24 protein-coding genes, 1 tRNA gene and 1 pseudogene are annotated in these 23,378 nt (G+C 51.7%); 14 read left to right on the plus strand and 12 right to left on the minus strand.

The window, feature by feature from the left end:
* Nucleotides 1-104 precede the first annotated feature (104 nt).
* From ACO064_RS25640 to ACO064_RS25670, 7 genes are all read left to right on the plus strand, one after another.
* On the plus strand, nucleotides 105-1,634 hold the full coding sequence (locus ACO064_RS25640; protein WP_421830041.1) for an MFS transporter: 1,530 nt from the start codon (nucleotides 105-107) through the stop codon (nucleotides 1,632-1,634).
* 11 nt (nucleotides 1,635-1,645) lie between these two features.
* Nucleotides 1,646-1,867: a DUF6814 family protein gene (locus ACO064_RS25645; protein ID WP_421830042.1), complete on the plus strand. Its 222-nt coding sequence runs from the start codon at nucleotides 1,646-1,648 to the stop codon at nucleotides 1,865-1,867.
* A gap of 47 nt (nucleotides 1,868-1,914) precedes the next feature.
* On the plus strand, nucleotides 1,915-3,846 hold the full coding sequence (acs, locus tag ACO064_RS25650) for an acetate--CoA ligase (RefSeq protein WP_421830043.1): 1,932 nt from the start codon (nucleotides 1,915-1,917) through the stop codon (nucleotides 3,844-3,846).
* A 231-nt stretch (nucleotides 3,847-4,077) separates the two neighbouring features.
* Nucleotides 4,078-4,812, plus strand: coding sequence for a T9SS type A sorting domain-containing protein (locus tag ACO064_RS25655; RefSeq protein WP_421830044.1), 735 nt, complete (start codon nucleotides 4,078-4,080; stop codon nucleotides 4,810-4,812).
* A gap of 79 nt (nucleotides 4,813-4,891) precedes the next feature.
* Nucleotides 4,892-5,743, plus strand: coding sequence for a methylated-DNA--[protein]-cysteine S-methyltransferase (locus ACO064_RS25660; protein WP_421830045.1), 852 nt, complete (start codon nucleotides 4,892-4,894; stop codon nucleotides 5,741-5,743).
* 58 nt (nucleotides 5,744-5,801) lie between these two features.
* Entirely contained in the window at nucleotides 5,802-6,497 is a 696-nt protein-coding gene (locus tag ACO064_RS25665; protein ID WP_421830046.1) for a 2OG-Fe(II) oxygenase, read from the plus strand.
* Between the two features lie 374 nt (nucleotides 6,498-6,871).
* A complete protein-coding gene (locus ACO064_RS25670) occupies nucleotides 6,872-7,900 on the plus strand; it encodes a sensor histidine kinase (RefSeq protein ID WP_421830047.1) in 1,029 nt (342 codons plus the stop codon).
* Nucleotides 7,901-7,923: 23 nt separating this feature from the next.
* On the opposite strand, the gene ACO064_RS25675 is transcribed toward ACO064_RS25670, so the two are convergent.
* The gene (locus ACO064_RS25675; RefSeq protein WP_421830048.1) at nucleotides 7,924-8,904 is read right to left on the minus strand and encodes a c-type cytochrome; all 981 of its coding nucleotides are present in this window, start codon (nucleotides 8,902-8,904) and stop codon (nucleotides 7,924-7,926) included.
* A gap of 249 nt (nucleotides 8,905-9,153) precedes the next feature.
* Here ACO064_RS25675 and ACO064_RS25680 point away from each other — a divergent pair, with 249 nt between their 5' ends.
* A complete protein-coding gene (locus ACO064_RS25680; protein ID WP_421830049.1) occupies nucleotides 9,154-9,771 on the plus strand; it encodes a DNA-3-methyladenine glycosylase family protein in 618 nt (205 codons plus the stop codon).
* A gap of 50 nt (nucleotides 9,772-9,821) precedes the next feature.
* On the opposite strand, the gene ACO064_RS25685 is transcribed toward ACO064_RS25680, so the two are convergent.
* The 8 genes from ACO064_RS25685 to ACO064_RS25720 all read right to left on the minus strand — a co-directional run bounded on the left by ACO064_RS25685 (nucleotide 9,822) and on the right by ACO064_RS25720 (nucleotide 16,450).
* Entirely contained in the window at nucleotides 9,822-11,033 is a 1,212-nt protein-coding gene (locus tag ACO064_RS25685; RefSeq protein ID WP_421830050.1) for a metallophosphoesterase family protein, read from the minus strand.
* A gap of 72 nt (nucleotides 11,034-11,105) precedes the next feature.
* Nucleotides 11,106-12,530 (minus strand): DUF4403 family protein, encoded by a 1,425-nt coding sequence (locus tag ACO064_RS25690; protein WP_421830051.1) that lies wholly within the window; start codon nucleotides 12,528-12,530, stop codon nucleotides 11,106-11,108.
* A 25-nt stretch (nucleotides 12,531-12,555) separates the two neighbouring features.
* The gene (locus ACO064_RS25695) at nucleotides 12,556-12,729 is read right to left on the minus strand and encodes a FeoB-associated Cys-rich membrane protein (protein WP_421830052.1); all 174 of its coding nucleotides are present in this window, start codon (nucleotides 12,727-12,729) and stop codon (nucleotides 12,556-12,558) included.
* 103 nt (nucleotides 12,730-12,832) lie between these two features.
* Nucleotides 12,833-13,369, minus strand: coding sequence for a YfiT family bacillithiol transferase (locus tag ACO064_RS25700; RefSeq protein ID WP_421830053.1), 537 nt, complete (start codon nucleotides 13,367-13,369; stop codon nucleotides 12,833-12,835).
* 12 nt (nucleotides 13,370-13,381) lie between these two features.
* Entirely contained in the window at nucleotides 13,382-14,230 is an 849-nt protein-coding gene (locus ACO064_RS25705) for an inositol monophosphatase family protein (RefSeq protein WP_421830054.1), read from the minus strand.
* Nucleotides 14,217-15,461 carry a DUF4105 domain-containing protein gene (locus ACO064_RS25710; protein ID WP_421830055.1) on the minus strand — a complete coding sequence of 415 codons (1,245 nt, stop codon included), beginning with the start codon at nucleotides 15,459-15,461 and terminating at the stop codon, nucleotides 14,217-14,219. Before ACO064_RS25710 ends, ACO064_RS25705 begins: the two co-directional genes overlap by 14 nt.
* The gene (rsmI, locus tag ACO064_RS25715) at nucleotides 15,430-16,095 is read right to left on the minus strand and encodes a 16S rRNA (cytidine(1402)-2'-O)-methyltransferase (protein ID WP_421830056.1); all 666 of its coding nucleotides are present in this window, start codon (nucleotides 16,093-16,095) and stop codon (nucleotides 15,430-15,432) included. The genes ACO064_RS25710 and rsmI overlap by 32 nt, the downstream gene beginning before the upstream one ends.
* A 94-nt stretch (nucleotides 16,096-16,189) precedes the next feature.
* Nucleotides 16,190-16,450 (minus strand): 4a-hydroxytetrahydrobiopterin dehydratase, encoded by a 261-nt coding sequence (locus ACO064_RS25720; RefSeq protein WP_421831066.1) that lies wholly within the window; start codon nucleotides 16,448-16,450, stop codon nucleotides 16,190-16,192.
* Between the two features lie 108 nt (nucleotides 16,451-16,558).
* Here ACO064_RS25720 and ACO064_RS25725 point away from each other — a divergent pair.
* Nucleotides 16,559-16,643, plus strand: a tRNA-Ser gene (locus ACO064_RS25725).
* A 9-nt stretch (nucleotides 16,644-16,652) separates the two neighbouring features.
* On the opposite strand, the gene ACO064_RS25730 is transcribed toward ACO064_RS25725, so the two are convergent.
* Nucleotides 16,653-16,796, minus strand: a complete 144-nt coding sequence (locus tag ACO064_RS25730; protein WP_421830057.1) for a hypothetical protein — start codon at nucleotides 16,794-16,796, stop codon at nucleotides 16,653-16,655.
* 26 nt (nucleotides 16,797-16,822) lie between these two features.
* Nucleotides 16,823-17,335, minus strand: coding sequence for an ATP-grasp domain-containing protein (locus ACO064_RS25735; RefSeq protein WP_421830058.1), 513 nt, complete (start codon nucleotides 17,333-17,335; stop codon nucleotides 16,823-16,825).
* 142 nt (nucleotides 17,336-17,477) lie between these two features.
* Here ACO064_RS25735 and ACO064_RS25740 point away from each other — a divergent pair, with 142 nt between their 5' ends.
* The 3 genes from ACO064_RS25740 to ACO064_RS25750 are packed head-to-tail and all read left to right on the plus strand — an operon-like array spanning nucleotide 17,478 to nucleotide 19,751.
* Complete coding sequence (locus ACO064_RS25740; RefSeq protein WP_421830059.1) at nucleotides 17,478-18,137, plus strand: hypothetical protein; 660 nt, start codon at nucleotides 17,478-17,480, stop codon at nucleotides 18,135-18,137.
* Between the two features lie 15 nt (nucleotides 18,138-18,152).
* A complete protein-coding gene (locus ACO064_RS25745; RefSeq protein ID WP_421830060.1) occupies nucleotides 18,153-19,355 on the plus strand; it encodes a hypothetical protein in 1,203 nt (400 codons plus the stop codon).
* Between the two features lie 12 nt (nucleotides 19,356-19,367).
* Nucleotides 19,368-19,751, plus strand: a complete 384-nt coding sequence (locus tag ACO064_RS25750) for a hypothetical protein (protein ID WP_421830061.1) — start codon at nucleotides 19,368-19,370, stop codon at nucleotides 19,749-19,751.
* A gap of 154 nt (nucleotides 19,752-19,905) precedes the next feature.
* Here the strand turns inward: ACO064_RS25750 and ACO064_RS25755 are convergent.
* A pseudogene (locus tag ACO064_RS25755) lies at nucleotides 19,906-20,181 on the minus strand (transposase); the annotation flags it as partial.
* Nucleotides 20,182-20,933: 752 nt separating this feature from the next.
* Between ACO064_RS25755 and ACO064_RS25760 the strand changes: the two are divergent.
* Nucleotides 20,934-21,554, plus strand: coding sequence for an outer membrane beta-barrel protein (locus tag ACO064_RS25760; protein WP_421830062.1), 621 nt, complete (start codon nucleotides 20,934-20,936; stop codon nucleotides 21,552-21,554).
* 109 nt (nucleotides 21,555-21,663) lie between these two features.
* On the plus strand, nucleotides 21,664-23,238 hold the full coding sequence (locus tag ACO064_RS25765; RefSeq protein ID WP_421830063.1) for an FG-GAP repeat domain-containing protein: 1,575 nt from the start codon (nucleotides 21,664-21,666) through the stop codon (nucleotides 23,236-23,238).
* Nucleotides 23,239-23,378: the final 140 nt, after the last annotated feature.

A 23,378-nucleotide genomic window follows, 5' to 3' on the forward strand; every position in this document is an offset into this window, starting at 1 on the left:
ATTTATCACTCTTTCCCCTAAAAACACTCCTTTTTCGCCTACTAGTAGGAAAAAAGCGGTTTTAGTTGCTTTTTTATGCCGCATTCCAAAACCCTACACAGTACATGCGTATCAAACAATCCGCACCCTCCGAAGCAACCGGAGTCTGGCGGGTCATAACGGCCTCCTCGGTCGGCACTCTCATCGAGTGGTATGACTTCTACATTTTTGGCAGTCTGGCAACGATTCTCTCCGCCCAATTTTTTCCGAAAGACAACCCTACCGCCGGTTTTTTATCGACGCTCGCAACCTTTGCCGCCGGTTTCATCGTGCGGCCATTTGGGGCGCTGGTGTTCGGTCGGCTGGGTGATCTGGTGGGTCGAAAATATACTTTTCTGCTGACGCTCGTGCTGATGGGCGGGTCCACGTTTTTGATCGGCTGCGTGCCGGATTACGAAACCATCGGGATGCTGGCACCGGCATTGGTGTTGCTGCTCCGGCTCGTTCAGGGGCTGGCGTTGGGCGGTGAATACGGTGGAGCGGCTACCTACGTGGCCGAGCACTCGCCCGATGGAAAGCGGGGGTATTTCACCAGTTTTATCCAGACAACGGCCACGCTCGGCCTGTTCGTTTCGCTGGGCGTCATTCTGCTCACCCGGCAGGCGATGGGTACCGACGCTTTCACGAGCTGGGGCTGGCGGGTGCCGTTTCTGCTGTCATCCATTCTGGTCGGGGTCTCGATTTACATCCGGCTAAAGATGTCGGAATCGCCTATTTTTCAGAAACTGAAAAGTGAAGGAAAAGTCTCGACCAATCCACTGAAAGAGAGTTTTGGCAAAAAAGCCAACCTGAAAATGGTGTTGCTGGCTCTGTTCGGTGCTACGGCGGGGCAGGGCGTCATCTGGTATACCGGGCAGTTTTACGCCCTGTCGTTCATTCAGAAAGTCTGCAACGTTGAATTTGCGCAGTCGAATTACATCATTGCCATTGCGTTGATGGTGGCGACGCCGTTCTTCGTCATTTTTGGCGGTTTGTCCGACCGCATCGGCCGCCGGAACATCATGCTGGCCGGGATGTTGCTCGGCGTTTTGACATACCGACCCATTTACCGGGCCATGTACAGCCTGGCCGACCTGACGCAGAAAACCGAGCTAACCTTCCGGCGAAGCATCGAAACCAAACAGGAACGCATCGGGGAGACGAACGAATTTAAAGCCACGGTTTCGTCGGTGTCTTATTTTGATGACGGCACGGTTTACCGGGAAACACAGCCCAAAACCGGTGCTGCGCCCGGCACGGCGGTGGTGAAGGAAGTGACGTTGGGAGACGAGTCGTTCTGGCTCATGACCGTTCTGGTGTTTATCCAGGTGCTCTACGTGACGATGGTCTACGGCCCCATTGCGGCTTTCCTGGTCGAGCTGTTTCCGACCCGAATCCGGTATACGTCCATGTCGTTGCCCTACCACATTGGAAACGGCGTTTTTGGCGGTCTGACGCCATTTATTGCAACTAGTCTCGTTGAAACGGCGAAGAAGACAAACACGCTCGAAGCCTATTTGCAGGGCTTGTGGTACCCGATCGGCATAGCCGCCGTTTGCTTCGTGATCGGGGCTTTATACATCGACAAAAAACAGTACAAAACCGCTGACGATTAACCCTTTCCGCCATGAACGCCATAAAAAAAGTACTTGGTCTGGTTTGTATGCTGGCCGGACTCGCCCTGATGATCGGGTTACCGTATCAAACCATTCAGAAACTAACATCCGAAACGGCCAGTGCAGAAGACTATGTATTCTGGCTGGTAATTGTCGTCATTTTTTTTCCCATCACCGCCGGTCTGGCGTTGTTCGGACGGTATGCCTGGCAGGGTGAATACGATAAAAATTAAAGCAAATTAGTGTAGTTTAGCGGCCTGAACTTTAGTATTTCAAGCATATGAATTTTCAAATCCGAACCTTTGACGAGTACCAGGAAGCGTATCGCTACAGCGTCGAGGACCCCGAGGGCTTTTGGGCTGAAATCGCTCAGAATTTTCAGTGGAAAAAGCCGTGGAAAAAAACGCTTCAATGGAATTTTGAAGAACCGAACGTGCAGTGGTTTGTGGGGGGGAAACTCAACATTACCGAAAACTGTCTGGACCGGCATCTGGCTGAGCGCGGTGATCAGCCCGCCATCATCTGGGAGCCCAACGACCCGAACGAAGCCGGAGTAACATTGACCTACCGCATGTTGCACGATCAGGTGTGCCGAATGGCTAACGTGTTGAAACGCAACGGTGTTAATAAGGGTGATCGCGTGTGTATTTATATGCCGATGGTGCCGGAACTGGCGATTGCCGTGCTGGCCTGCGCGCGCATCGGGGCCGTTCACTCCGTGGTGTTTGGCGGTTTTTCGGCCCAGTCCATTGCCGACCGGATCAACGATGCGCAGTGTCGTCTGGTGATAACGTCCGACGGTGCCTACCGCGGAAACAAGGAAATTCCGATGAAGGAAACCGTCGACGACGCGTTGGTGCAATGCCCCAGCGTTAAACGGGTAATTGTGCTGACCCGCACCCGCACCCCGGTTTCGATGATCAAAGGCCGGGATGTCTGGATGGAGCAGGAACTGAAGCAGGTTACCGCCGAATGCCCCGCCGAGGAAATGGACGCGGAAGACATGCTTTTCATCCTCTATACTTCCGGATCGACGGGCAAACCCAAAGGCGTTGTGCATACCTGCGGGGGCTACATGATCTTTACGGCTTATACCTTCCAAAATGTGTTCCAGTATGAATCGGCCGGGGGCGCGTCCGCCCAGGTGCATTTCTGTACGGCGGATATTGGCTGGATTACCGGACACAGTTACATCGTTTACGGCCCGCTGGCCTGTGGAGCCACATCGCTGCTGTTCGAGGGGGTTCCGACCTGGCCGGACAACGGTCGTTTCTGGGACATTGTCGACAAATACAAGGTCGATATTCTGTATACCGCCCCAACCGCGATCCGCTCGCTGATGAGTTTTGGGCTGGAAAAAGTGGAAAACCACGACCTGAGTTCACTGAAAGTGCTGGGTTCGGTGGGCGAGCCGATCAACGAAGAAGCCTGGCACTGGTACGACGATCACATTGGCAAAAACCGCTGCCCGATTGTCGATACCTGGTGGCAAACCGAAACCGCCGGTATTCTGATTTCGCCCATTGCCGGACTGACCAAAACCAAGCCGACCTATGCCACCCTGCCGCTGCCGGGTGTTCAACCCCTGCTGGTGGACGAAAATGGGCAGGAAATCGAAGGCAATGGCGTAAGCGGAAACCTGTGCATCAAGTTTCCGTGGCCGGGCATCATCCGCACGACCTACGGTGACCACGAACGTTGCAAGCAAACGTATTTCAGTACTTACAAAGGGCTGTATTTCACCGGCGACGGCTGTTTACGCGACGAAGACGGTTATTACCGGATCACGGGTCGGGTCGATGACGTGCTGAACGTGTCGGGCCACCGCATCGGAACCGCCGAGGTAGAAAATGCCATCAACATGCACACCGGCGTGGTGGAAAGTGCCGTGGTCGGCTATCCGCACGACATCAAAGGGCAGGGCATTTACGCGTATGTGATTGCCGAAAATCAGGTATCGCACAGCGATGCGGAGTTGATGAAGCGGGACATTCTGGCGACGGTGAGCCGCGTGATCGGCCCGATTGCCAAACCCGACAAGATTCAGTTTGTCAGCGGATTACCCAAAACCCGTTCCGGAAAAATCATGCGCCGGATTCTGCGCAAAATTGCCGAAGGCGAAACCGGAAGCCTGGGCGACACCTCCACGTTGCTGGACCCGGCCGTGGTCGATGAAATCAAAGCGGGCGCGCTGATTGGTGTGAAGGGGTAAAGATCGGTTTACGGTTTACGGTTTACGGTATTCGGTTTACGGTGGCTGACGCGTGCTTCATGCGTCAGCCACCGTAAACCGTAAACCGTAAACCGTAAACCGTAAACCGTAAACCGTAAACCGTAAACCGTAAACCGTAAACCGTAAACCGAATACCGTAAACCGAATACCGTAAACTGATTCCAACCAATCTGGCCGAATTGGAGTCTCTCTCAAAAAAACGGAGAGATAATGAGAAAAATACTACTGTTTATGATGATGGTGGGCGCGGGGTTGGGCGGGATCACCGACGTTCAGGCGTGTAGCTGTGTGGATGCCGGCGCTTTTTTGACCATCGCCGAGAAAGCCGCCTGGCAGCCCGGTGCGCTGATCGTCCGGGCGGAAGTCCGGGAACACGAGGCTCACGGCATGGACGTAAAAATCGTAGAGGTGTTGAACGGGAGCGAGGAAAAGTCTGTGGTACGGGTGTGGGGCGACCCGGGGTTCATGTGCCGACTCTACACGAATGGCTTTAAGAAAGGCGATAAACTGGTGCTCATTCTCGACCGAATCGAAAACGCGTATTATCAGGACGAGCGCAACGGTGATTATCAATTGAACGGCTGTGGTACCTATGTCGTTCGGGAAGATCAACGGATCAGTGGCCGGATCACCTCGTCTGAAAAAGAGATGTCAAAAACAAAATTTTTCAGTGAACTGGAAAAGCTGATGGGCAAGCACCAGCCGGATCTGGCAAAAATATACCCCGTTCCGACCGACAAACTGCTGACCATCAACGTTCCTGAACTGCCCTATCCAACCCTTTCGGCCCGAATCATAACCCTGACAGGCCAGCCGTTGCAAACCCGGCAACTGGCAGTGGGGCAGCAACACCAGATCGACGTTTCGACCCTGGCAAAAGGCGTGTATATCATCCTGTTCAGGACGGAACACCAGTTTTATACCCGCCGGTTTATCAAGCAGTAAAGCCGGAAAAGTCCGCAAGAATCGGGTTTCGTCGGTGGGGTTTATAGGATACTTTTGTTTCATGCAAACGACAACAACCATGTACGAAACAGAAACCAATCCTACCTACCAGCAGATTGCCCGGTCGATTGAGTTTTTGACCGAAAACTTCCGTCAGCAACCTTCGCTGGCTGAGGTGGCCGACCGTGCCAACCTGAGCGACTACCATTTTCAGCGGTTATTCTCGGATTGGGCGGGTGTGAGTCCCAAGAAATTTCTACAGTATTTAACCCTCGATTTTGCCAAGGAACGGCTGCGCAGAGGTCTCTCCCTGGCCGAAGCCGCCGACGAAGCCGGGCTGTCGGGTACGGGCCGTTTGCACGACTTGTTTGTGGTGCTGGAAGGCGTCACGCCCGGCCAGTTCAAGCAGGCGGGTGACGGCCTGACGATCCGGTATGCGGTTTTTGAAAGCCCCTTTGGGCCCTATCTGCTGGGAATGATCGGTGATCGAATCTGCCGACTGGAGTTTCTGGAAGAGGCCGAACTGACCGATGCCATCAGCATTGCCCACCGCTTTGCCACCGACTGGCCCGAAGCCACGATCATCCCCGATTCCGCAACGCTTCGCCCGCTGGCTGATACGATTTTTACCGATTCTGCGCGAAAACCGTTGCGGGTTCTGGTGAAGGCATCACCGTTTCAACTGAAAGTGTGGGAAGCCCTGTTGCGCATTCCGGAAGGGCAGGTGGTGAGTTATGACCAGATTGCTGCGGCTATCGGTATGCCGACGGCTTCGCGGGCGGTCGGAACGGCCATCGGCTCCAATCCGGTGGGCTACCTGATTCCCTGCCACCGCGTCATCCGAAAAACCGGTTTGTTTGGAAACTACCGCTGGGGAGCCACCCGAAAAACCGCCTTATTAGGCTGGGAAGCCGCTTATGCAGGGAAATAAATGGTCGACGTGAGAAGTTAGACAAGAGAAAACAAATCCTTATAAAAAAGGCCGTAGAATGAGAATCGATCAAATCAACTGGGATGACGCGCGTGAATCGCTCCATGCGAACGGTTTTGCGCTTCTCTCTCAGGTTCTCCACCAGGACGAATGCCAGTCTCTGAAGGCGTTGTACGATGAACCGGGTCATTTTCGGAAAACAGTCGTAATGGAGCGTCACGGCTACGGGCAGGGTGAATACAAATATTTTCAGTATCTGCTTCCTGAACCCATCCAGACGCTGCGAACGGCACTTTATAAAGCCATTGCGCCGGTCGCGAATCAGTGGGCGGGGTTGTTGAAACTAGGAATTCACTATCCCGAAGAACACACCGGTTTTCTGGATGAATGCCACCGGAATGAGCAGAACCGGGCTACTCCGTTGCTGCTGAAATACGGTCCCGGCGGCTACAATGCGATGCATCAGGACTTGTACGGGGATGTGTATTTTCCCTTACAGGCCGTCGTTTTTTTGAGCGAACCGGGTGCCGACTATACTGGGGGTGAATTTGTTTTAACCGAACAGGCTCCCCGGGCGCAGTCCAAAGCGACGGTTTTGGTTCCAAAACAAGGCGATATTTTGCTCTTTACCACCCAGTTCAGACCTAAAAAAGGCACAAGAGGGTACTCCCGCGTAACGATGAAACACGGCGTCAGCGCGGTTCATTCCGGTAACCGGTACACGTTAGGCATCATTTTCCACGATGCGAAATGATCCCATTCTCTGACCAACGCACCAGACCCTGAAAGGGTCCCATCATTAACCCCGGATGCAATCCGGGGAATGGAACAGAAATCCCGGCCAACGAACCAGACCCTGAAAGGGTCCCATCATTAGCCCCGGATTGCATCCGGGGTTAATGATGGGACCCTTTCAGGGTCTGGTGCGCGGTGGCATCCGGCATTCCCCGGATTGCATCCGGGGCTAATGATGGGACCCTTTCAGGGTCTGGTGTGTGGTGGCATCCGGGGTAGGAGCTTTGCGACTTTAGTGTGGCCTGAATCAGTGCTGGTTCGTTTTGGATATGGCCTATTGACCTGTCTGGAGAATTTCGTAGATTTGAAAAGCGGCTCTGCTTTCTGCTTCCTATGAAACTTCTGGCCTATTCCCGATACGACTGGCTTTTACAAATCATCGTTGTTCCACTGTATATCAGTATTTTGAACTGGCTGCTGCTGGGCAATGACTACTGGCGAAACTGGAAAACCCTCGGGCTGGCGACCGGTTTGGCCTTTCTGGAGTCCTTTACAGCCTGGTATGTCAACAACGGCATTGCCATTCGGATCAACCAGTTGCATCCTGATCCTGACCAGTACGTAGACCGCGCCTTCCGGCGGTTTCTGTTTTGCTCCCTCAGTTCCGGTTTGCATGTGACGGTTCTCTTTTTCGTGTACTGGTTCATCGCCATGCCAGGTTTCGAACCGGAGGTGAGCCGCTTGTTGCTGAGTGTGGTGTTCACCATCCTCATCGTGGCGATTGTGGTCATCACCTACGAAAGCATGGATAGTTTCGGACACTGGCAGCAGTCGCGCAGGGAAGTCGATACACTGAGTAAAGCCCAGCTTCAGGCCCAGCTCTACACCCTTCGGCAACAGGTCAACCCGCATTTTCTGTTCAATAGCCTCAACTCTCTGACGGCGCTCATTAGCGAAAACCCGCAGCAGGCCGAAGTATTTGCCGAAGAGCTCAGTTCGGTATACCGGTATTTGCTCCGCAGCAACGAAAGCGCGCTGACGCCCCTGCAAAACGAGCTGGAATTCATTCAATCGTATTATCATCTGCTGAAAACCCGCCACGGCGAAGCCCTGACGCTGGTGACCCGGATTTATCCCGGCACGGAAACGATGCACCTGCCGCCCCTGACACTGCAACTGCTGATTGAAAATGCCGTCAAACACAACATCATTCTGCCCGAACAGCCACTCACGATTGTGCTCACGACCGATGCGCAACAGCACCTGATCGTGAGCAATAACCTTCAGCGTAAAGCCAGTCGCATTCTATCCAACGGGGTGGGACTGAGCAACATCCTGACCAAATACCAGATGCTGGGCCAGCCGGTTCCGAAAATTGAAGAAACCGGGCAGGAGTTTCGGGTAACGTTGCCGCTGGTCTGACCTCCGGACGCCGACCCCCGTTGTTATTTCTCCGCCAGTTGCAGTTCTGCGTTCTTTTTGGCGATGTCGTTCTGAATTTTCGGTACGGTTTTCAGAAATTCATAAATGGCTCCCACTTCGTTGTCCGACAGCATGGGGCGCGGAAACATGGGCTGTTTGAGAATCGAACCGTCGGGCCGAACGCCGAGTTTCACCACCCGGATGAACTGCTCTTTGGTGTATTTTTGGGCAATTCCCGTTTGCTCATCGAACGTCAGGTTGGCTGTAATGACGGGTTTGCCGCCTTCGCCTTTCATTTCAATTCCACCGCCGTAATAGCCTTTGCTCTTTTCTGGATGGACTTTATCTTGATCGATTAGGTCGCCGGAGTGGCAGCTATAGCAGTCGCCGATGGCGTCGGCGGTATACTTGCCCAACGCAACCGGATCGGTGCTGTCGGGCAGCGAAACGAGTGCCGGTGAGTAGGGAAGGGGTTTCATCAGCGTGTGTGTCAGCAGTTTCGATACAAAACTCAGTTCCGATTCCGGGGCTTCTTCCTTGGTGGCCTGAACCGGGAAGCGGTCCGAGCGTAGCCAGGCCACCACGGATTTCAGGTCTTCGTCGGCCATGTTGGGATACTGGGGCATAATGGGGGCGAAGGTGCCGTCGCGCCGGACTCCGGTTCGCAGGAAGTAAATCAATTCTCCATCGGTCCAGTTGCCAATGCCTTTTTCCACGTCCTGGGTGATGTTTTTGGAGTACAGCTTGCCGAAGAGGGCCGGTACTTCCCCCAGGTATTTGCCGGTCAGGCGGTTTTCGTTGTTGGCATGGCAGGCGAGGCACTGGATCTGGCCGATCACCTCGCCACGGGCCACCCGGGCGGGGGTGCTTTCGACGGTGATTTCCGGAATCGTGGGCGGATCGTAGCTCGGGACGCCCACAACGGCTACATACGTGCCATAACCGGCGATCAGCAAAACGAGGGCACCGAATCCGTAGCCGATGATTTTAAAAACTTTTTTCATGAGAGTGAGTGGATGAACAAAAAGTGGTGTGGATAGGCTTTTTTCATTTCGAACAGTACAAAATTGCCGCACTTTCCTGCCTCACCCAATTTCCAACCCGCTGAACCGGAACAACTTCCGGATGAAGTGTAGAAAGAAGCCCATCATTCGGTTTATCGGGGAGCGGAAAACCGCCCTGAAACCGTGTCCGTCTGCGCATTACTTCCGATCTTTATCGTTTCTATTCCAGGACCAGAAAGTACCTTTCCCATGCCACTTGACCATCTCGCCAAAGATGCCATTCTGAAGCAAATTATTGCGTCGACGCCCTTGCCCAAAGTGGCGTTTGCCTACGACGAAGACCCGAGCCAAAACCGGATTTACCTGGCGTTGCTGGAAAGCATCGTTTCGCAGCAGATTTCTGTCAAAGCCGCCGATTCTATTTTTACCCGGTTTCTGGCCCTGTTTCCCGATGGCTATCCGCACCCGGAGCAGTTGGTGGCCAAGTCGCCGGAGGAATTGCGGAGTGCGGGGTTGTCGGGCCAGAAATCCGTCTACATGCAAAGTGTGGCCGCGTTTGCCCTGCAAAACCCGATGACCAGCGAGTACCTTGGCCAACTGACCGACGAAGAAGTGGTGCAATACCTGCTCCCCATCAAAGGCGTGGGCCGCTGGACGGTCGAAATGCTGCTTATGTTTGTGCTGGATCGGCCCGACGTGTTCCCGATCGATGATCTGGTGATTCGCCAGAAGATGGTGAAAGCCTACGGCCTGACCGAAACCGGTCGGGCTTTATACAAACGCCTTCACGAAATCGCCGAGCCCTGGCGTCCCCATCGCACGCTGGCATCCCGGTATTTGTGGCGGTGGAAACCCGAAGGGAGTTAAGAGTGAAGAGTTATGAGTGAAGAGTGCGTCAGCCAACTCTTCACTCTTAATTAATATTTCGTTACGTCCGGATGGACTTCGATGATTTCGGAGGATAAAGCGCCGGTGGGGTCGACGGTCCAGCGTTCGGCGATGACGGTTTTGTTAGTCTGGTCGATGTAGTTGATGTCGATGGCCGGGCCGTTGATGGACAGCATGGCGAAACCGTTAAAGCCGACGTCGCGACGGCGGATGCGCTCCCGAACGCGCTGGTCGTAGAACACAAGCTGGCCCAGGTGTCCTTGGTCCGGCGGATCGGTTTCGACGGGCATGCCGCCGTGGCCAACACAACGCCCCCAGGCTTTAATCCCGTCCGGAAAACCGTATTGATTGTAAAACGAAAGGCGGTGTTCGTGACCCCAAAACCACAGAACCGGCCGTTCGGCGGCTCCAAAGATGGTTTTGAGTTGCCGACCCACCACCGGGTGATCGTCGCGAAACGAGGAGAAATACGGGTGGTGACTCAGGAAAATGATGCCGCGTTTGTCGTCCGGGTTGCCCAGCTTCACGGTTTCGGTCAGCCATTGCACCTGCTCTTTCCGCAGGTTGCAGTCGGGTTTAAACAGCACTTCCAGCAACGGACGGTTGGTCGAGTTGTAGCCCGTATCGAGTCCGATAATTCGCCAGTGTTCATTTTCCAGACAGAAAAAACCGGCCTGTTGGGTGGCAATCTGGCTCCCCTTGCGGATTTTCATGGCGGGCAGCAGGTGCTTAAAGTAGGCCGTGCCGTTGGAATACATCTCATGGTTGCCCGACAATGCCAGGCTGCCGTGTTTGCCAAAATGCCAGGACGCATCGGGGTCCGTAAAGTTGGTAGCCACTTCCTCCGGGGTACCGACAAAATATATATCGCCGAGGTGAAGGGTATAATCCGGGTCATGATCGCGGATCAGGTGACCGATCAAATCCGATTCGGGCGTGTCGGTGGCCCAGTCCGACACCAGCGCTATCGTTATGGTTTCGGAATAGGTATGCAGCGGATAAATGCCGTCGTCGCCGTTGCTGGGGTAAAACTGGTAGGCGGCTTTGGGGCCAAAGCGGCTTTTGAGGTAGTGGTAGGCGAATCCGAACAGATTGGTCGCAAAAAACGCGGCCACTTTGTTGGCCGAACCGCCTTCTTTCAATCGCTTTTCGTACAAAGCCACCTGCGTTTTGAGGTGGTTTTCCACATCGCTATGCCCTAAATCGACGTATTGCTCCGGGTCTCTTTTTTCTGAACTCATTGGTGAACTGATTACCCCCAACCTCCTGAAGGGCCGACGCTTCGGTTGGGGGTGAAGTTTAAGGTCTACAGTTTACAAATCTACAACTTCAAGCCGCATCGCGGCATCGGCGTGGAGAAGAATGTACAAACCGTCGGGCCGAACGGCAATGGCCCTGGGTTTTAGCTCAAATTTCGGAATGTCGATGCGGGCTTTGCGGCCCACTTTGGCCCGTGAAAAAGCCGTCTCGATTTTATGGGGAAGCAGGGTGAAATGCTCCTGAAGCGGTAGTTTCAGGGTAGCCTGCAGGGTGTCTTTGAGCGTATCGTGGAGCAGCCAGTCGGCGACCCGCGCCAGGGATTGCTCCGTTTGGATATCGTAGTCGATGTTCTTCATCACCAGTTCGTTCCGAATGGTGTCGAAAGCTGGCCGACCCCGGAAATAGAGGCTTCCCCGGATGGCTCCTCTGATGTCGGTCCGAACGATGAGGGCGTGTTCACCCCCGTAAATATCGGCTTTTTCGATGTTGACCAGGTGGTTGATCACGTTGAGTTTTTTACCCCGGATGAAGGTGTTCAGAACCGCCGTCAGTTGGGTGTAGGGAATGCGGCTCAGCAAATTGATGCGCGACATCATGGGCAGCGAGGCCACTTTCTGCAAGCGCGGAAGTTGGGCCAGGGGGGTGTAAACCGGTCGGGTACCAAATTTCGTGTCGACGCCCAGTTTGAGCCGCATCGGAATCACAATCGTTTTCGGATTGCCGCGAATCGGTCCGACCAGCACAGCATAGGGACGGGGGAGAAGCCAGACCTGCTGAAACTGCCGGTTGATGAGCAGCGGTTTCTGAATATCGTTCCAGACGGTTCGCAGTTCGCGATCCAGCCGGAGTTCGTTAAAAACCGCGTTGTCGATGGCGTTCTCGATGCCGTCCTCCCGTTTCTCCAGAATGCGGTCGGCCAGGCGGGTAACGGGGATGTCTATACCCAGCACCCGAATCCGGGGTTCAGTGATCCAGCGATAGTTTTCCAACTCGACGCGGGTTTGCACGCGCCAGTTGTCCTGTACCGTCAGCGGACTGCGAAACCGCACGTCGATGGCGCTGTACACCCGGTTGCTGGTGTCTTTTGAGTTGGTCAGCAGATTCAGGGGATTGCTGATCCAGATTTTCAGGGACGCACTGAATGTCAGCCGGGTACCGTCAAAAGCCAGCTTGATTGGTCCGTTTCGTTCGATACGCAGGTTTAAAGACCGGGATTTTCCGCTTTTGATTTCGGCCTTTTCGACCAGCACCACGCCAAGGGCTTTGTTGATTTTTTCTTCGAGTTCAGAAACTTCAAACAGAATCGGAGCCGTCACGTAGGAACTGTCGGCCGTCAGGGAATCATCGAAATTGCGGGCTGCGGGGGGCTCAGGGTTGACTTTTTTGCAGGAAAAGATACCCGCCATCAGCAAAGCCAGGATCGCGGTAATGGGAATATAAGAAGGGAAGCGGCTTCCCTCGCTTTGGTCACTCGTCATGTTGGGCCGGAATACGTACTACCAATTAGTTAACTGGTAACTGCCCTGATTTGTTAACAGACGCGACTTTTGTATCGGTGCTGCACCCGCATCCCTTCGCACAACCGGCCTCTTTCCGGAACAGACTCTTCCACGCCCGACGACCGAGGTAGGCCACCGCACCCAGGAAAATCAGACCGATGAGGAGTTGTTCGAACATGATTAATTGAGAATTGTTACCCTAAATCTCCTAAAGGGGACTTGGAAACCGCTTGAATTGGATGTTAAAAGTCCCCTTGGGGATTTAGGGGTATAACTCTTCACTACACCCAATGGTTCCGGAGGGCGAGCTGGTAGGCGTGTTGGTAGTGGTGTTCGCCGTGCCAGGCATAGTTGGCGAGGGCTTCGGCGAGCGAAAACTGCTTTTTGCTTTCGGGGTGGAAATACAGCCGCTGGAGCTGGGCTTCGGTCAGGGCATTCAAAACCGCTACCCAACGCTGGTGTAAGTTGCTCAGAATGACCAGCGACGGTGCGATGGAAAGCCGGTAGTCGGGGAGGGTCGCCCACGCGTTTTCGTCATACGGTTTGATGGTCGGAATGTCTTCGGTCAATGCCAGTTTGGTGCGGATGTAGGCATTCATGTGGCTGTCGGCGACGTGGTGAACCACCTGCCGGACGGTCCAGCCACCGGGGCGGTAGGGCGTATCGAGTCGGCTGTCCCCCCAGCGGCCCACCAGTTCGGTGAGGTTGTGCGGAAAAACCGCAATGGCGGCAATGTGTTCCTGCGATTGATCGAACGTATAGGATTGACCGTAGGTAAACGGGCCAATGGGATAGCGGAGATCGTTGGTGTCGGACATAAAACCTTATTTTTAACGAATCGGCAGTGATCCTTCGTTGTTCCAGTATTCCTCGATAACGGCCAGCAGTTCGGGTTGCATGGCGCAACCGGCGAGCACGTCGCCCCGGAACAGAAACTCGTCGCCCCCGTTGAAGTCGGTGACGATGCCGCCCGCTTCGCGCACCAGCAACACGCCAGCGGCCATGTCCCAGGAGTTGAGGTTGAATTCGTAATAGGCTTCAAACCGCCCGCAGGCGACGTAGGCCAGGTCGATGGCGGCCGACCCCATCCGGCGCAGGCCGTGGGTGCGCTTCATGAGCGACGCCAGAATGGCCAGATACCGTTCGATGCGGTCCATGCTGGAATACGGAAAACCGGTGGCAATCATGCTTTCATGCAGCCGGGTTGCGGGCGACACGGCGATGCGCTCGTCGACCGCGCCATTGCGCAGACACCAGGCTCCACCGCCCGTGAAGGCGTGGTAACACTCGTCGCGGTTGATGTCGTAAACCACCCCCGCAATCGGTGTTTTGCCATCAGCCAGCCCGATGCTGACCGAAAAAACCGGCAGATTATGAATGAAATTCGCCGTGCCGTCGAGCGGATCGATGATCCAGTTGAGGCCGGTGCGGTCGGCGTTCTGGCCGGTGGTGCCTTCTTCGGTGATAAAACCGGCTTCGGGCAGCAGCGTGTGCAACGCTTCGACAATCAGCTTCTCGGCTTCTTTATCAACGTACGAAACCAGATTGTTAACGTCTTTGTATTCAATGTGTTCACTGGAAAACGAAAGCCTTTCCTGCCGGATGAATGCCCCGGCCTGCCGGGCAATTTCAGTGATTTGCTGGGTTAAACCCGCCAATTGGATATCAGGACCTGGCATAAGTGGACGCTGCGGTTTGGGTGGATGCCGTGCGGAATTGGTAAAACGCACGAAACAACAAGGTTAGTAAAAAGAACGTAAACCCGTAGAGGTAATCCTGAAAAAACGCGTACAAAAAGAACAACACCAGACACACCATCGTCAACAGGAAATACATCCGGATTGTTTGCGGATTGCCCCGGCGCGTGATCCAGAAAATCAGCGGGACGTGAAGCGGCATCATGAACAGCAGCGCGGGGTTCCAGGTCGTGACGCCGTGGTCGGTGCCGAACCACAGAAAAACCAGAAACCAACCCCAGAAACCGGTAAAGCCAAACAGTAGCCGGTCGAGCCAGAAACCGGCTTTTTTGGCCCGTTGCTGACGGCGGGTGATCAGAAAAACCACCACCAGCAGCACCGCAAAGAAGAAATCCGGCGAAAGCAAATACGTCAGAAAGGCGTTGGTTTCTTCCGCCGTGACGGCCCGGAACAGCATCAGGCTGTTGGCCACGAGCGGTGTTTCCTGTCCGTTGGCGGTGATCATTCGGGCGTGGTCGACTTCCGTGTACACATTGTCGGGCAAATACATGGCCTGCCAGGGCGTGGCCTTGATGTCGGCCGGATAGCCAATGCCGAGATTCATGCCCATCCGCGCCCAGGCCTGGTTGGCAATGTATTCGTTCATCCAGTCGCGGTAGGACTTGGTGGAATCGACCACGTTGGCAAACCGCAGGCTGTCGCCACAGGCTTTGACGAGCATGTCGCGCGGGCGGGTGGCGCAATTGTCGTAATAAAACCGGTAGCTGTATTCCCGGTTTTCGGGCAGGGCGTTGGTTTCCAGGAGCTGAAACAGCCGCTGTTTCTGGGCATCCGACAGGTTCAGGATTTGCTCCTTGAGCGTGCGGTTTTCCAACTGCGATCCGTAAATCATGTTTGGCATGGGATACACCGACACGTAGTAGGGCAGGGTGCCTTTCAGAAATTTGACGTAAAAGTTGTCGGCGTAGGACGCAAAGGTGCCGTAGTTATAGACCCGGTCGACGCCATACATCGGGTCGCTGATCCAGAGGGCCGTATGGCCAAACGACGAGTACAATTCGGACCCCGGCGCCACCGTGATCAGGCTGACTTTGGCCTGGGGGGAAAGCGACTGGCCGGATGAATAATGAATAACGAATGACGAATATAGAATAACGAAAACAGCTTTCAGAAGTCGTTGGCTATTTCCCCTGGACAACAATGACAAGTTCACCTTTTATCGTTTTTTCGGCAAAGTACGTAATTATTTCCTGTAACGAACCGCGAACGGTTTCTTCAAATAGTTTTGTCAGCTCGCGCGATACGCTGGCTTGTCGGTCGGGGCCGAAAACCCCGGCAAACTGGGTCAGCGATTTCACGAGCCGGTGGGGAGACTCATAGAAAACCATCGTGCGGGTTTCTTCAGCCAGTTCACCGAGCCGGGTCTGGCGGCCTTTTTTGTGGGGCAGAAACCCCTCGAACGTAAACCGGTCGGCGGGCAAACCGGAGTTGACCAGTGCCGGGACAAAAGCCGTGGGGCCGGGCAGGCACTCGACCGGAATCTCGTGTTTGATGCACTCGCGCACGAGCAGAAAACCGGGGTCCGAGATGGCGGGCGTTCCGGCGTCCGACACCAACGCCAGGGTTTTGCCCGCTTTGAGTTGGGCAATGACGCGCTGCACGGTCTGGTGTTCATTAAAAATGTGGTAGCTGTGGAGCGGTTTGCTGATCTGCAGGTGTTTCAGCAGAAAGCCCGACGTGCGCGTGTCTTCCGCCAGAATGGCATCCACCGACTTCAGCACATTCACCGCCCGCAGCGTAATGTCATCTAAGTTACCAATCGGGGTGGGGACAAGGTAGAGTTTCATTTTTATTGAGTGAATGAGCGATTGAGCGATTGAGCGAAAAGAGTCAGACTAGGCGCGATGACGCAGTCCTTCACTCAATCACTCATTTGCTCAATCACTCAATAAGTTTATCGATCGCTTCCGCCAGTTTGCGGTCTTTCTCCGTCACGGTGTTGCCCGCGTCGTGGGTGCTGAGTTGGAACGAGACCTGGTTGTAGGTGTTGGTCCACGTGGGGTGGTGGTCCATTTTTTCGGCGATGAGGGCCACGCGGGTCATAAACGCGAAGGCTTCGCTGAAGTCCCGGAACGTGAAGGTTCGGGTGAGTTGGTTGTTTTCTTCCTGCCACATAGCCGTCGACCGGGCGCGAACCCGGATGGTTTGGAAGGCAAGTTAGGGGATCGGAAGGAAAAAATACGGATTTTGGCGGAGGGTGTTGGGAAAATAAAAAAACCGTCTTACTTTTGCACCCACAATAAGTGACCCAGAGGGATGGCGGAGTGGTCGATCGCGGCAGTCTTGAAAACTGTTGACTGTAACAGGTCCGGGGGTTCGAATCCCTCTCCCTCTGCTGAAAGCCTCAAAACAAGCTGTTTTGGGGCTTTTCCTTTTGCATGTGTTTGTGCCATTCCCATTCATCGGCACTCATACCGTCGCCGTTTTTCTCCTGATGCCGGAGTTTTTTAAATAAGTGCATCCCGGTTAATTCTTCGTTCTCTTCCATTTTCGAAACGTGTTTAAAGTTAGACATTAGACATTGACATGACCGTATTTTTGTTTGTAGAAGGCCAATAACCCCGATTGGCTGGCGGGGAGTTTTTTATTATCCCGTTCCAGAATGGCAAGCGTTAAATACTCCAGTGGGTATTGATGCGCTTCCGATTCTGTTTTTTCGGTGGTGGTCGTAGTTTCCGGGGTGGTGGTTGCAGTTGTTGCCGTGTTGCCGGTTTTTAGCTCCAGATATGCCACTAAATCTTTAAAATGGTTGTACCCCGTCAAATCAATGATTCCCGTTCCCGGATTGCCGTTGACTTCGGTAACGTAGACCGAGTTGTAGGTGCCTAATTCCCGGATTAGATCGACCCCAGCAAATTCTAACCCGACAGCTTTGGCCGCCTTCACGCACATTTCTTTTTCGGCATTCGTTAGTTTGATGACATGGCCGCTGCCGCCCCGCGACAGGTTGGCCCGAAAGTCCCCGATGTTGGCCGTTCGTTGTAGGGCCGAGATGTAGAGGTGATCGATTGAAAATGGTGCAAGCATTTGATAGAGTGTCATTACGGGGAATTTCCCACAAAAAGGGTGAAATAGCCCCTAGTGAGGTTGACTCGTTATTCTGATATTTGTACAGCACATACGAATTCTCCACCTGTCAAATTTTTAGATAAAAAACCATTTATCTAACATGAAAAGCTATTTTTCTGCCTGCATTATTGTATTAGTTTGTTTTACGTTTTATGGGTGTTTTACGCGTATTCATGAGCATCATTTTTTTCGAGATCATCTTGAACATTTGCCAAATTACTACAAAATTAAGGTAAGGGGAAGTACTTTCCTGTTTTCAAAGACAAGATATTATTCAGGATATTTTAAATCTGATGCTATTGATACCTATTTTAATGAATTTACACAGCCAAAAAACGGCCGTATTGTGGCGGATTCATTGAAAGTCAATTCCATCAATGAAGAAAATGTAGATAAGCAACTTGTTCTGATCATGTCAAGTAATGCCGATGCTATTGCTGAACAAATCGGGAATATCACGCAGTCAAAAAATACCTTGAGTAATTTAATTAGTCTCACAACGGGTGAAAAACAGCAACACTTGACGGACTTGCAGACTGATTCCAGTATTCAGATTGCAAAGAATGAGCTGTTTATTGCCATAGGCGATGGTATATTAAATGATTTGGAAAGTAAAGATACTACACAGGTTAAATACAGGCTGTTGCAATTTATGAATCAAATAGCGGCAGAAAATGGGAATTCAAAACCATTTGTTACCTGGAATGATGCAAAAGATTGGCTTGCAAATTATCGTACTTCATCTGTCAATAATCACTAATAACATATTTTTGTAATGAAAAATATATTTTGCTTTCTATTTATCTCTTTATTATCACTAGGTTGTACCTCTCGCCTTCAGGTGAGTGTAAAAATCCTGGATCGTTCTTTTTTGACAGAATCTCCAGCTTTCTGGAAAGAAAAAATAAGACCTCTTGAAGTAAAGGCCCGGGAAAATATATTAAGCGGAAATTATGAGATCATACGTCGTACTATAAAGGCTAATTTGGATTCGAGTTTAAATGAACTTTCAAGGCGGTCCATGAATCCCGAAAAAAGTAGACTCGAAAAATTATTCAGAGATTCAAAAATTAAGGCCGTCAAAGATAGTATCGATAAATTATTAGACAAGATGCCCCCGACTTTATCATCTGAGATTACGAATACGCTGAAAATGGGTGGTAATTATGTAATTGATACAACCATAAACTTTGTCATTTTTCAGCACCGATTAGCTTTGTCAACCTATGATAATTCACTTGTTAAACCTGTTCAGGAGGCTCCAAGCCCGGAGGATTACGAAATTCAAACTGCTAAGAAATTACGTGAATCGTTGTATCTATTAAATTTAGGTTTTTTTCGATTGTCGTCCTTAGGTGAGTATTTACGTTGGGAAATTGATAGATTAACAAAAGAAATCATACCGAATGCTACTAAGAATAATGACTATCAAGTAAGTGTCTATGATATCGTATTGACAACGAAACAGATTACCCGGAAGGCAAGCCCTACAGCACAGCCGTTCCTTGCAATTAAAAATGATCCACTCGCTTCGATAGTTGCAGGTGCCGATAAAAAGTATTGGCGGGCTGTTGCCAATTCAGCAAAGGGTAAAACCGCCATTGGTAACTCTGATATTGCTATCGTTATGGAGCAAAATGGGGAATACACCGTGAAAGGCATACGAAATGATGCAACACAAGCAACTAAAGCCACATTTGCTGTCATGAATTTAACGATCGACGCATTGGCAAAATATAGCGGAGTTGATATTTCTTCAAATCCTACTGACTCTACTTCCACTATTTCAGGAAGAATTATAAAAACAGATTCTGATTTAAAGATAATACAAAATAAAACTAGGGCGGCTCATCTGAAGATTTTTTCAGCGATTCTAACTGAAAACGCACACCTCAGTGACAATGCGACTTACAAGACTTCTGTGAATAACATAAAATCAATATTTAACTCAAGTAAGAAAACCATGTTAAACCAATAAATTTTTACTAATATGTTTTCTATAGGTGATTTAGTAATTTGCAATTGTGGTATTGGAGGGATACCTGTTGGAACCCAGGGTATTATAAAAAATGGCCCTATTACCCATTTTGGTAAAACACTGTATGCTGTCAAATGTCGTGGGTTTGCAAGCAGTCTCCAGTTAGAAAGTTGTTTAAGTAGATCAGAACATAACGTCAATGCACAAACTTTTTTTGAAGTAGGGGATATCATTACATTAAAATCCAGCAGTAAATCGGCAAAAAAAGGAACACAAGGTGTCGTCGTTTCAGCGCCTAGAAGTCGCGCTGGAAAAGTGGTGTACGACATTTTTCTAGACGGTAATGTTAATCATGTGACGATTCAGGAGGGAAGGCTGGAGACAAAAACGGGCTAAATATTAAAATACAAGTTGAATCTGATGGTCTGATTTTTTTTATTCAACGCTTAATTATTTTAAAGTTGAAATACAAAGTTGTCCTGCTTTGGGGTGTGTTACATTAAGTAAGTCAGGATTTTAAATTGAGTTTAAGCCGGTCTCCAAAGATAATTTATAATTGGGCTAGCGTTTGATTCCAGTTAGGTACCGGTTTATTCCATTTGCTGGTGATATTCTCCTGTACTAAAAACAAGCTCTTCATCAGGGCTTCGTCGGGCTGGAAAACCCCTTTCGATTTGGTGACCGCTCGTAGCTGCCGGTGAAAGCCCTCAATAATGTCCGTCGTGTACTTAATTCGACGGATGTCTTTGTTGTATTGAAAATAGCTTGAAAGACGTGGCCAGTTCCGACGCTAGGATACAATGACTTTAGGATAGCGTAGGCCCCAGTTTCTGTTAGAAACCATCACGACATAATAGACCGTCTCCGGCCTTTAAACGAGGGACGGCACTCTTCTTGAAGGCGTCAAGATCGAACGTTTGCTTTTCAATGGTTGTCAGATATAAGGTAAAAAGCTCCTTTAATCTGACTCACTTAATGTAATAGTCCCGTATATTATTAATAACCATCGTCAATAAGCAATAGTGTTTACACTATTTTTTTCTGAACTATCGCTATCTTTCTTCGCATTTTTAAGTGCCGCTTATAATTCGGCCTTTGTACTTATCGCTTTTCTTCTGCTTGCGTTTACACCATTCCCATTCATCGGCACGCATACCGTCCCCGTTTTTCTCCTGATGCCGGAGTTTTTTATATACGTGCATCCGGTTCGTTTTTCCTGGTTTTCGTTCAACCTTAACCCCACTATCGCTTTTGTCGAATGTCTTTGAAGCTGTTTGGATTAAGGCCGGAGGACTGTCCTGTCAATAGCCAATGTCGATAGCAACGAGTAGTAGCTCCGGAGGAGCGGTCTAAAAACATCTTCAGACCGTTCCTCCGGAGCTACTACTCGTTGCTATCGGCGGTGAACTATTGACAGACCGCCCTTCCAGGGCACTCTCCGGTTAACTCAACCCGCTTGTTAAGCGTGGCTAACGGAATCCTGGCCTACATTATTTACAAATCAATGGATCGTATCATAATTGTTTCATAGGATTTTGTACTATTGGCATTACAACACTCCTATCCAAGCCAATCGCTATGAAAACGACCGGTTTTACACTCCTGCTGCTGATGACACTCGTTTCGGTGGCTTTGGCTCAAACTGAAAAAGGACGCTGGCAAGTGGGCGCGCAGGTGGGCAATCTGACCTACCAGCGCTTCAAAGTGTATGATGGCCATTCGCTGTCGGTGAACCTGACGCCGTCGGTGGGCTATTTTGTCGCTAAAAACCTGCTGGCTGGCGTTTCTGTGCCCTTTTCAAATACCAGCAATAGTTATCAGGCTGGCCCGTCGGATTACAACAATCGATCCATCGGAATCGGCCCCTTCATCCGCTATTATGTGGGCAATTCGAGCGTTAAACCCTTTGCCGGAATTGGCTTTACCTACAACGCCACTGCCATCCGCTACGAAAGCCTCCTCAATCTGAATGACATAAAGCTGAAAGGGAGTTCGACCAATCTGGTTCCGGCGGTTGGCGCAGCCTGGTTTATCAACCGCAACGTGCTTCTGTCTGCCGGTTTTGGGTATTCATTTTACCATGCTAAAAACCAGGGTTTCCAGCAACCAAACCCCAACACCTTGACAGTGACTCCGATTATTGAGAAATACCAGAAACTCTCGTTCGATGTCGGTTTTGCCTTGCTGTTTGGAAAGTAAACCTGAACAATGGGATTGCAGAGGGAACGGTGCGTTAAATGGGTAGGGAAAAGGCCAAAAGATTGCGTGTTCCTGTGTCGCCAATCGCCCGAATTCGGTTTCTTTGTGCATGAGACGACGGCTACCCTTTTGTATTCTATTCTACCTCCTCTTTTCCTGTACGGCGAAAAAACAGAATGACCAAAAAGCGTTGAACGACCTCCCGGTTTCGGGCCTCTCCGGCAAGGAACTGGCGATGGCACATTGCAGCAGTTGTCATGCCTATGTTGGCCCCGACCTGCTGTCGAAAACGAACTGGCGGGATGTGCTGCCAGCCATGGGGCATCGGATGGGGATCTACAGCGGGGGCGTCCGGCCCGACAGCCTGTTTGAACCCGGCCTCAGCGGCACCCTCGTGCGAAATGCCCGGATTTATCCCGAAAAACCGGTTCTGGCGCTGGAGGACTGGCGCAAAATCGAAGCCTATTACCTCCAAAATGCGCTGGACACGATCCAGCCGCCCGTTCGCAAAAGCAAAATCCGGATGGGACTCCGGCATTTCAAGCTCCGGGAACCGTCCCTGGCGCACCGCCCCGCCCTGACGACGCTGGTCAAGATTCTGCCCGACAAGCGTGGCATTGTCTTCAATGACGGCAAAGGCACCCGCAATACCTTGACGTTTCTCACCGCCGACCTGAACGAGCGGTTTAGCCTCGGGCTGGGTGCCACGCCGATTCAGTTTGATGAAAAAGGCAATGATCTGTACATCACGACGGTAGGCAAGGGCATTTTCCCGAACGATGCGCCCGACGGCGCCCTGCTGCGCTGGGTGAAAAATGGCCCGGAACCGGGTTACAAACTGGGGAATATCGCCCTTTCCGGTTTGCGCCGACCCGTTTGCGTGGCCTACGGCGATTTGAACAAGGACGGTTTTGAAGATGTGGTCGCCTGTGAATTTGGCAACCAGACCGGGCAACTGGCGTGGTATGCCAGCAATGGGCGCGGGGGCTACGACCGGCGGGTGTTGCGGAACAAACCGGGTGCCATTACGGCCATCATCCGGGATGCCAACCACGACGGTTTGCCGGACATTTATGTGCTCATGGCGCAGGGCGACGAGGGCGTTTTTCTGTATGAAAACCAGGGGGCTGGCATGTTCAAGGAAAAACGGTTGCTGACGTTTCTGCCCCTCAACGGGTCGCAGCACATGGAGCTGGTCGATTTCAACAAAGACGGTTTTGATGACATCGTGTATGTGAATGGCGACAATGCCGATAAAACGCCGATCCTGAAGAAGTACCACGGTATATCTATTTACCTGAATGACGGGAAATCCAACTTTAAACAGGCGTATTTCTACCAACTCAATGGCGCTTACAAGGTGATGGTCCGCGATTTTGACCGGGACGGCGATCTGGATATGGCCGCCATTTCGTTTTTCCCGGACTATGCCCGCTATCCGGAAGAAAGCTTTGTTTATCTGGAAAACAAGGGCAAGTTAAAATTTGACGATTACTCGTTTCCCGAAGCCCCGAAAGGACGCTGGGTGGTGATGGATGCCGGTGACATGGATGCCGATGGCGATATCGATCTGGTGCTGGGGTCGTTTGTATATTTTATCCCGCAGGGCGACACTACCGGACTGGGTAAAAAATGGCTGACCACCGGGCCTTCGGTTGTGGTCCTGGAAAATACGATTCGGTAGAGTGCCCCACTCCCGAAGCGTCGGCCCGGCCTAAAGGGGGAGTTTTAGCATCTGGAAGGTTCCATGTCCAAGTCTTGTAGTTGATTTTGATTTAATATCCGCCGAATTGAATGTTTTTCAGCCCACAGCTTTAGCTGTGG

The sequence above is a fragment of the Larkinella sp. genome (assembly GCF_965227735.1).
GTDB lineage: Bacteria > Bacteroidota > Bacteroidia > Cytophagales > Spirosomataceae > Larkinella.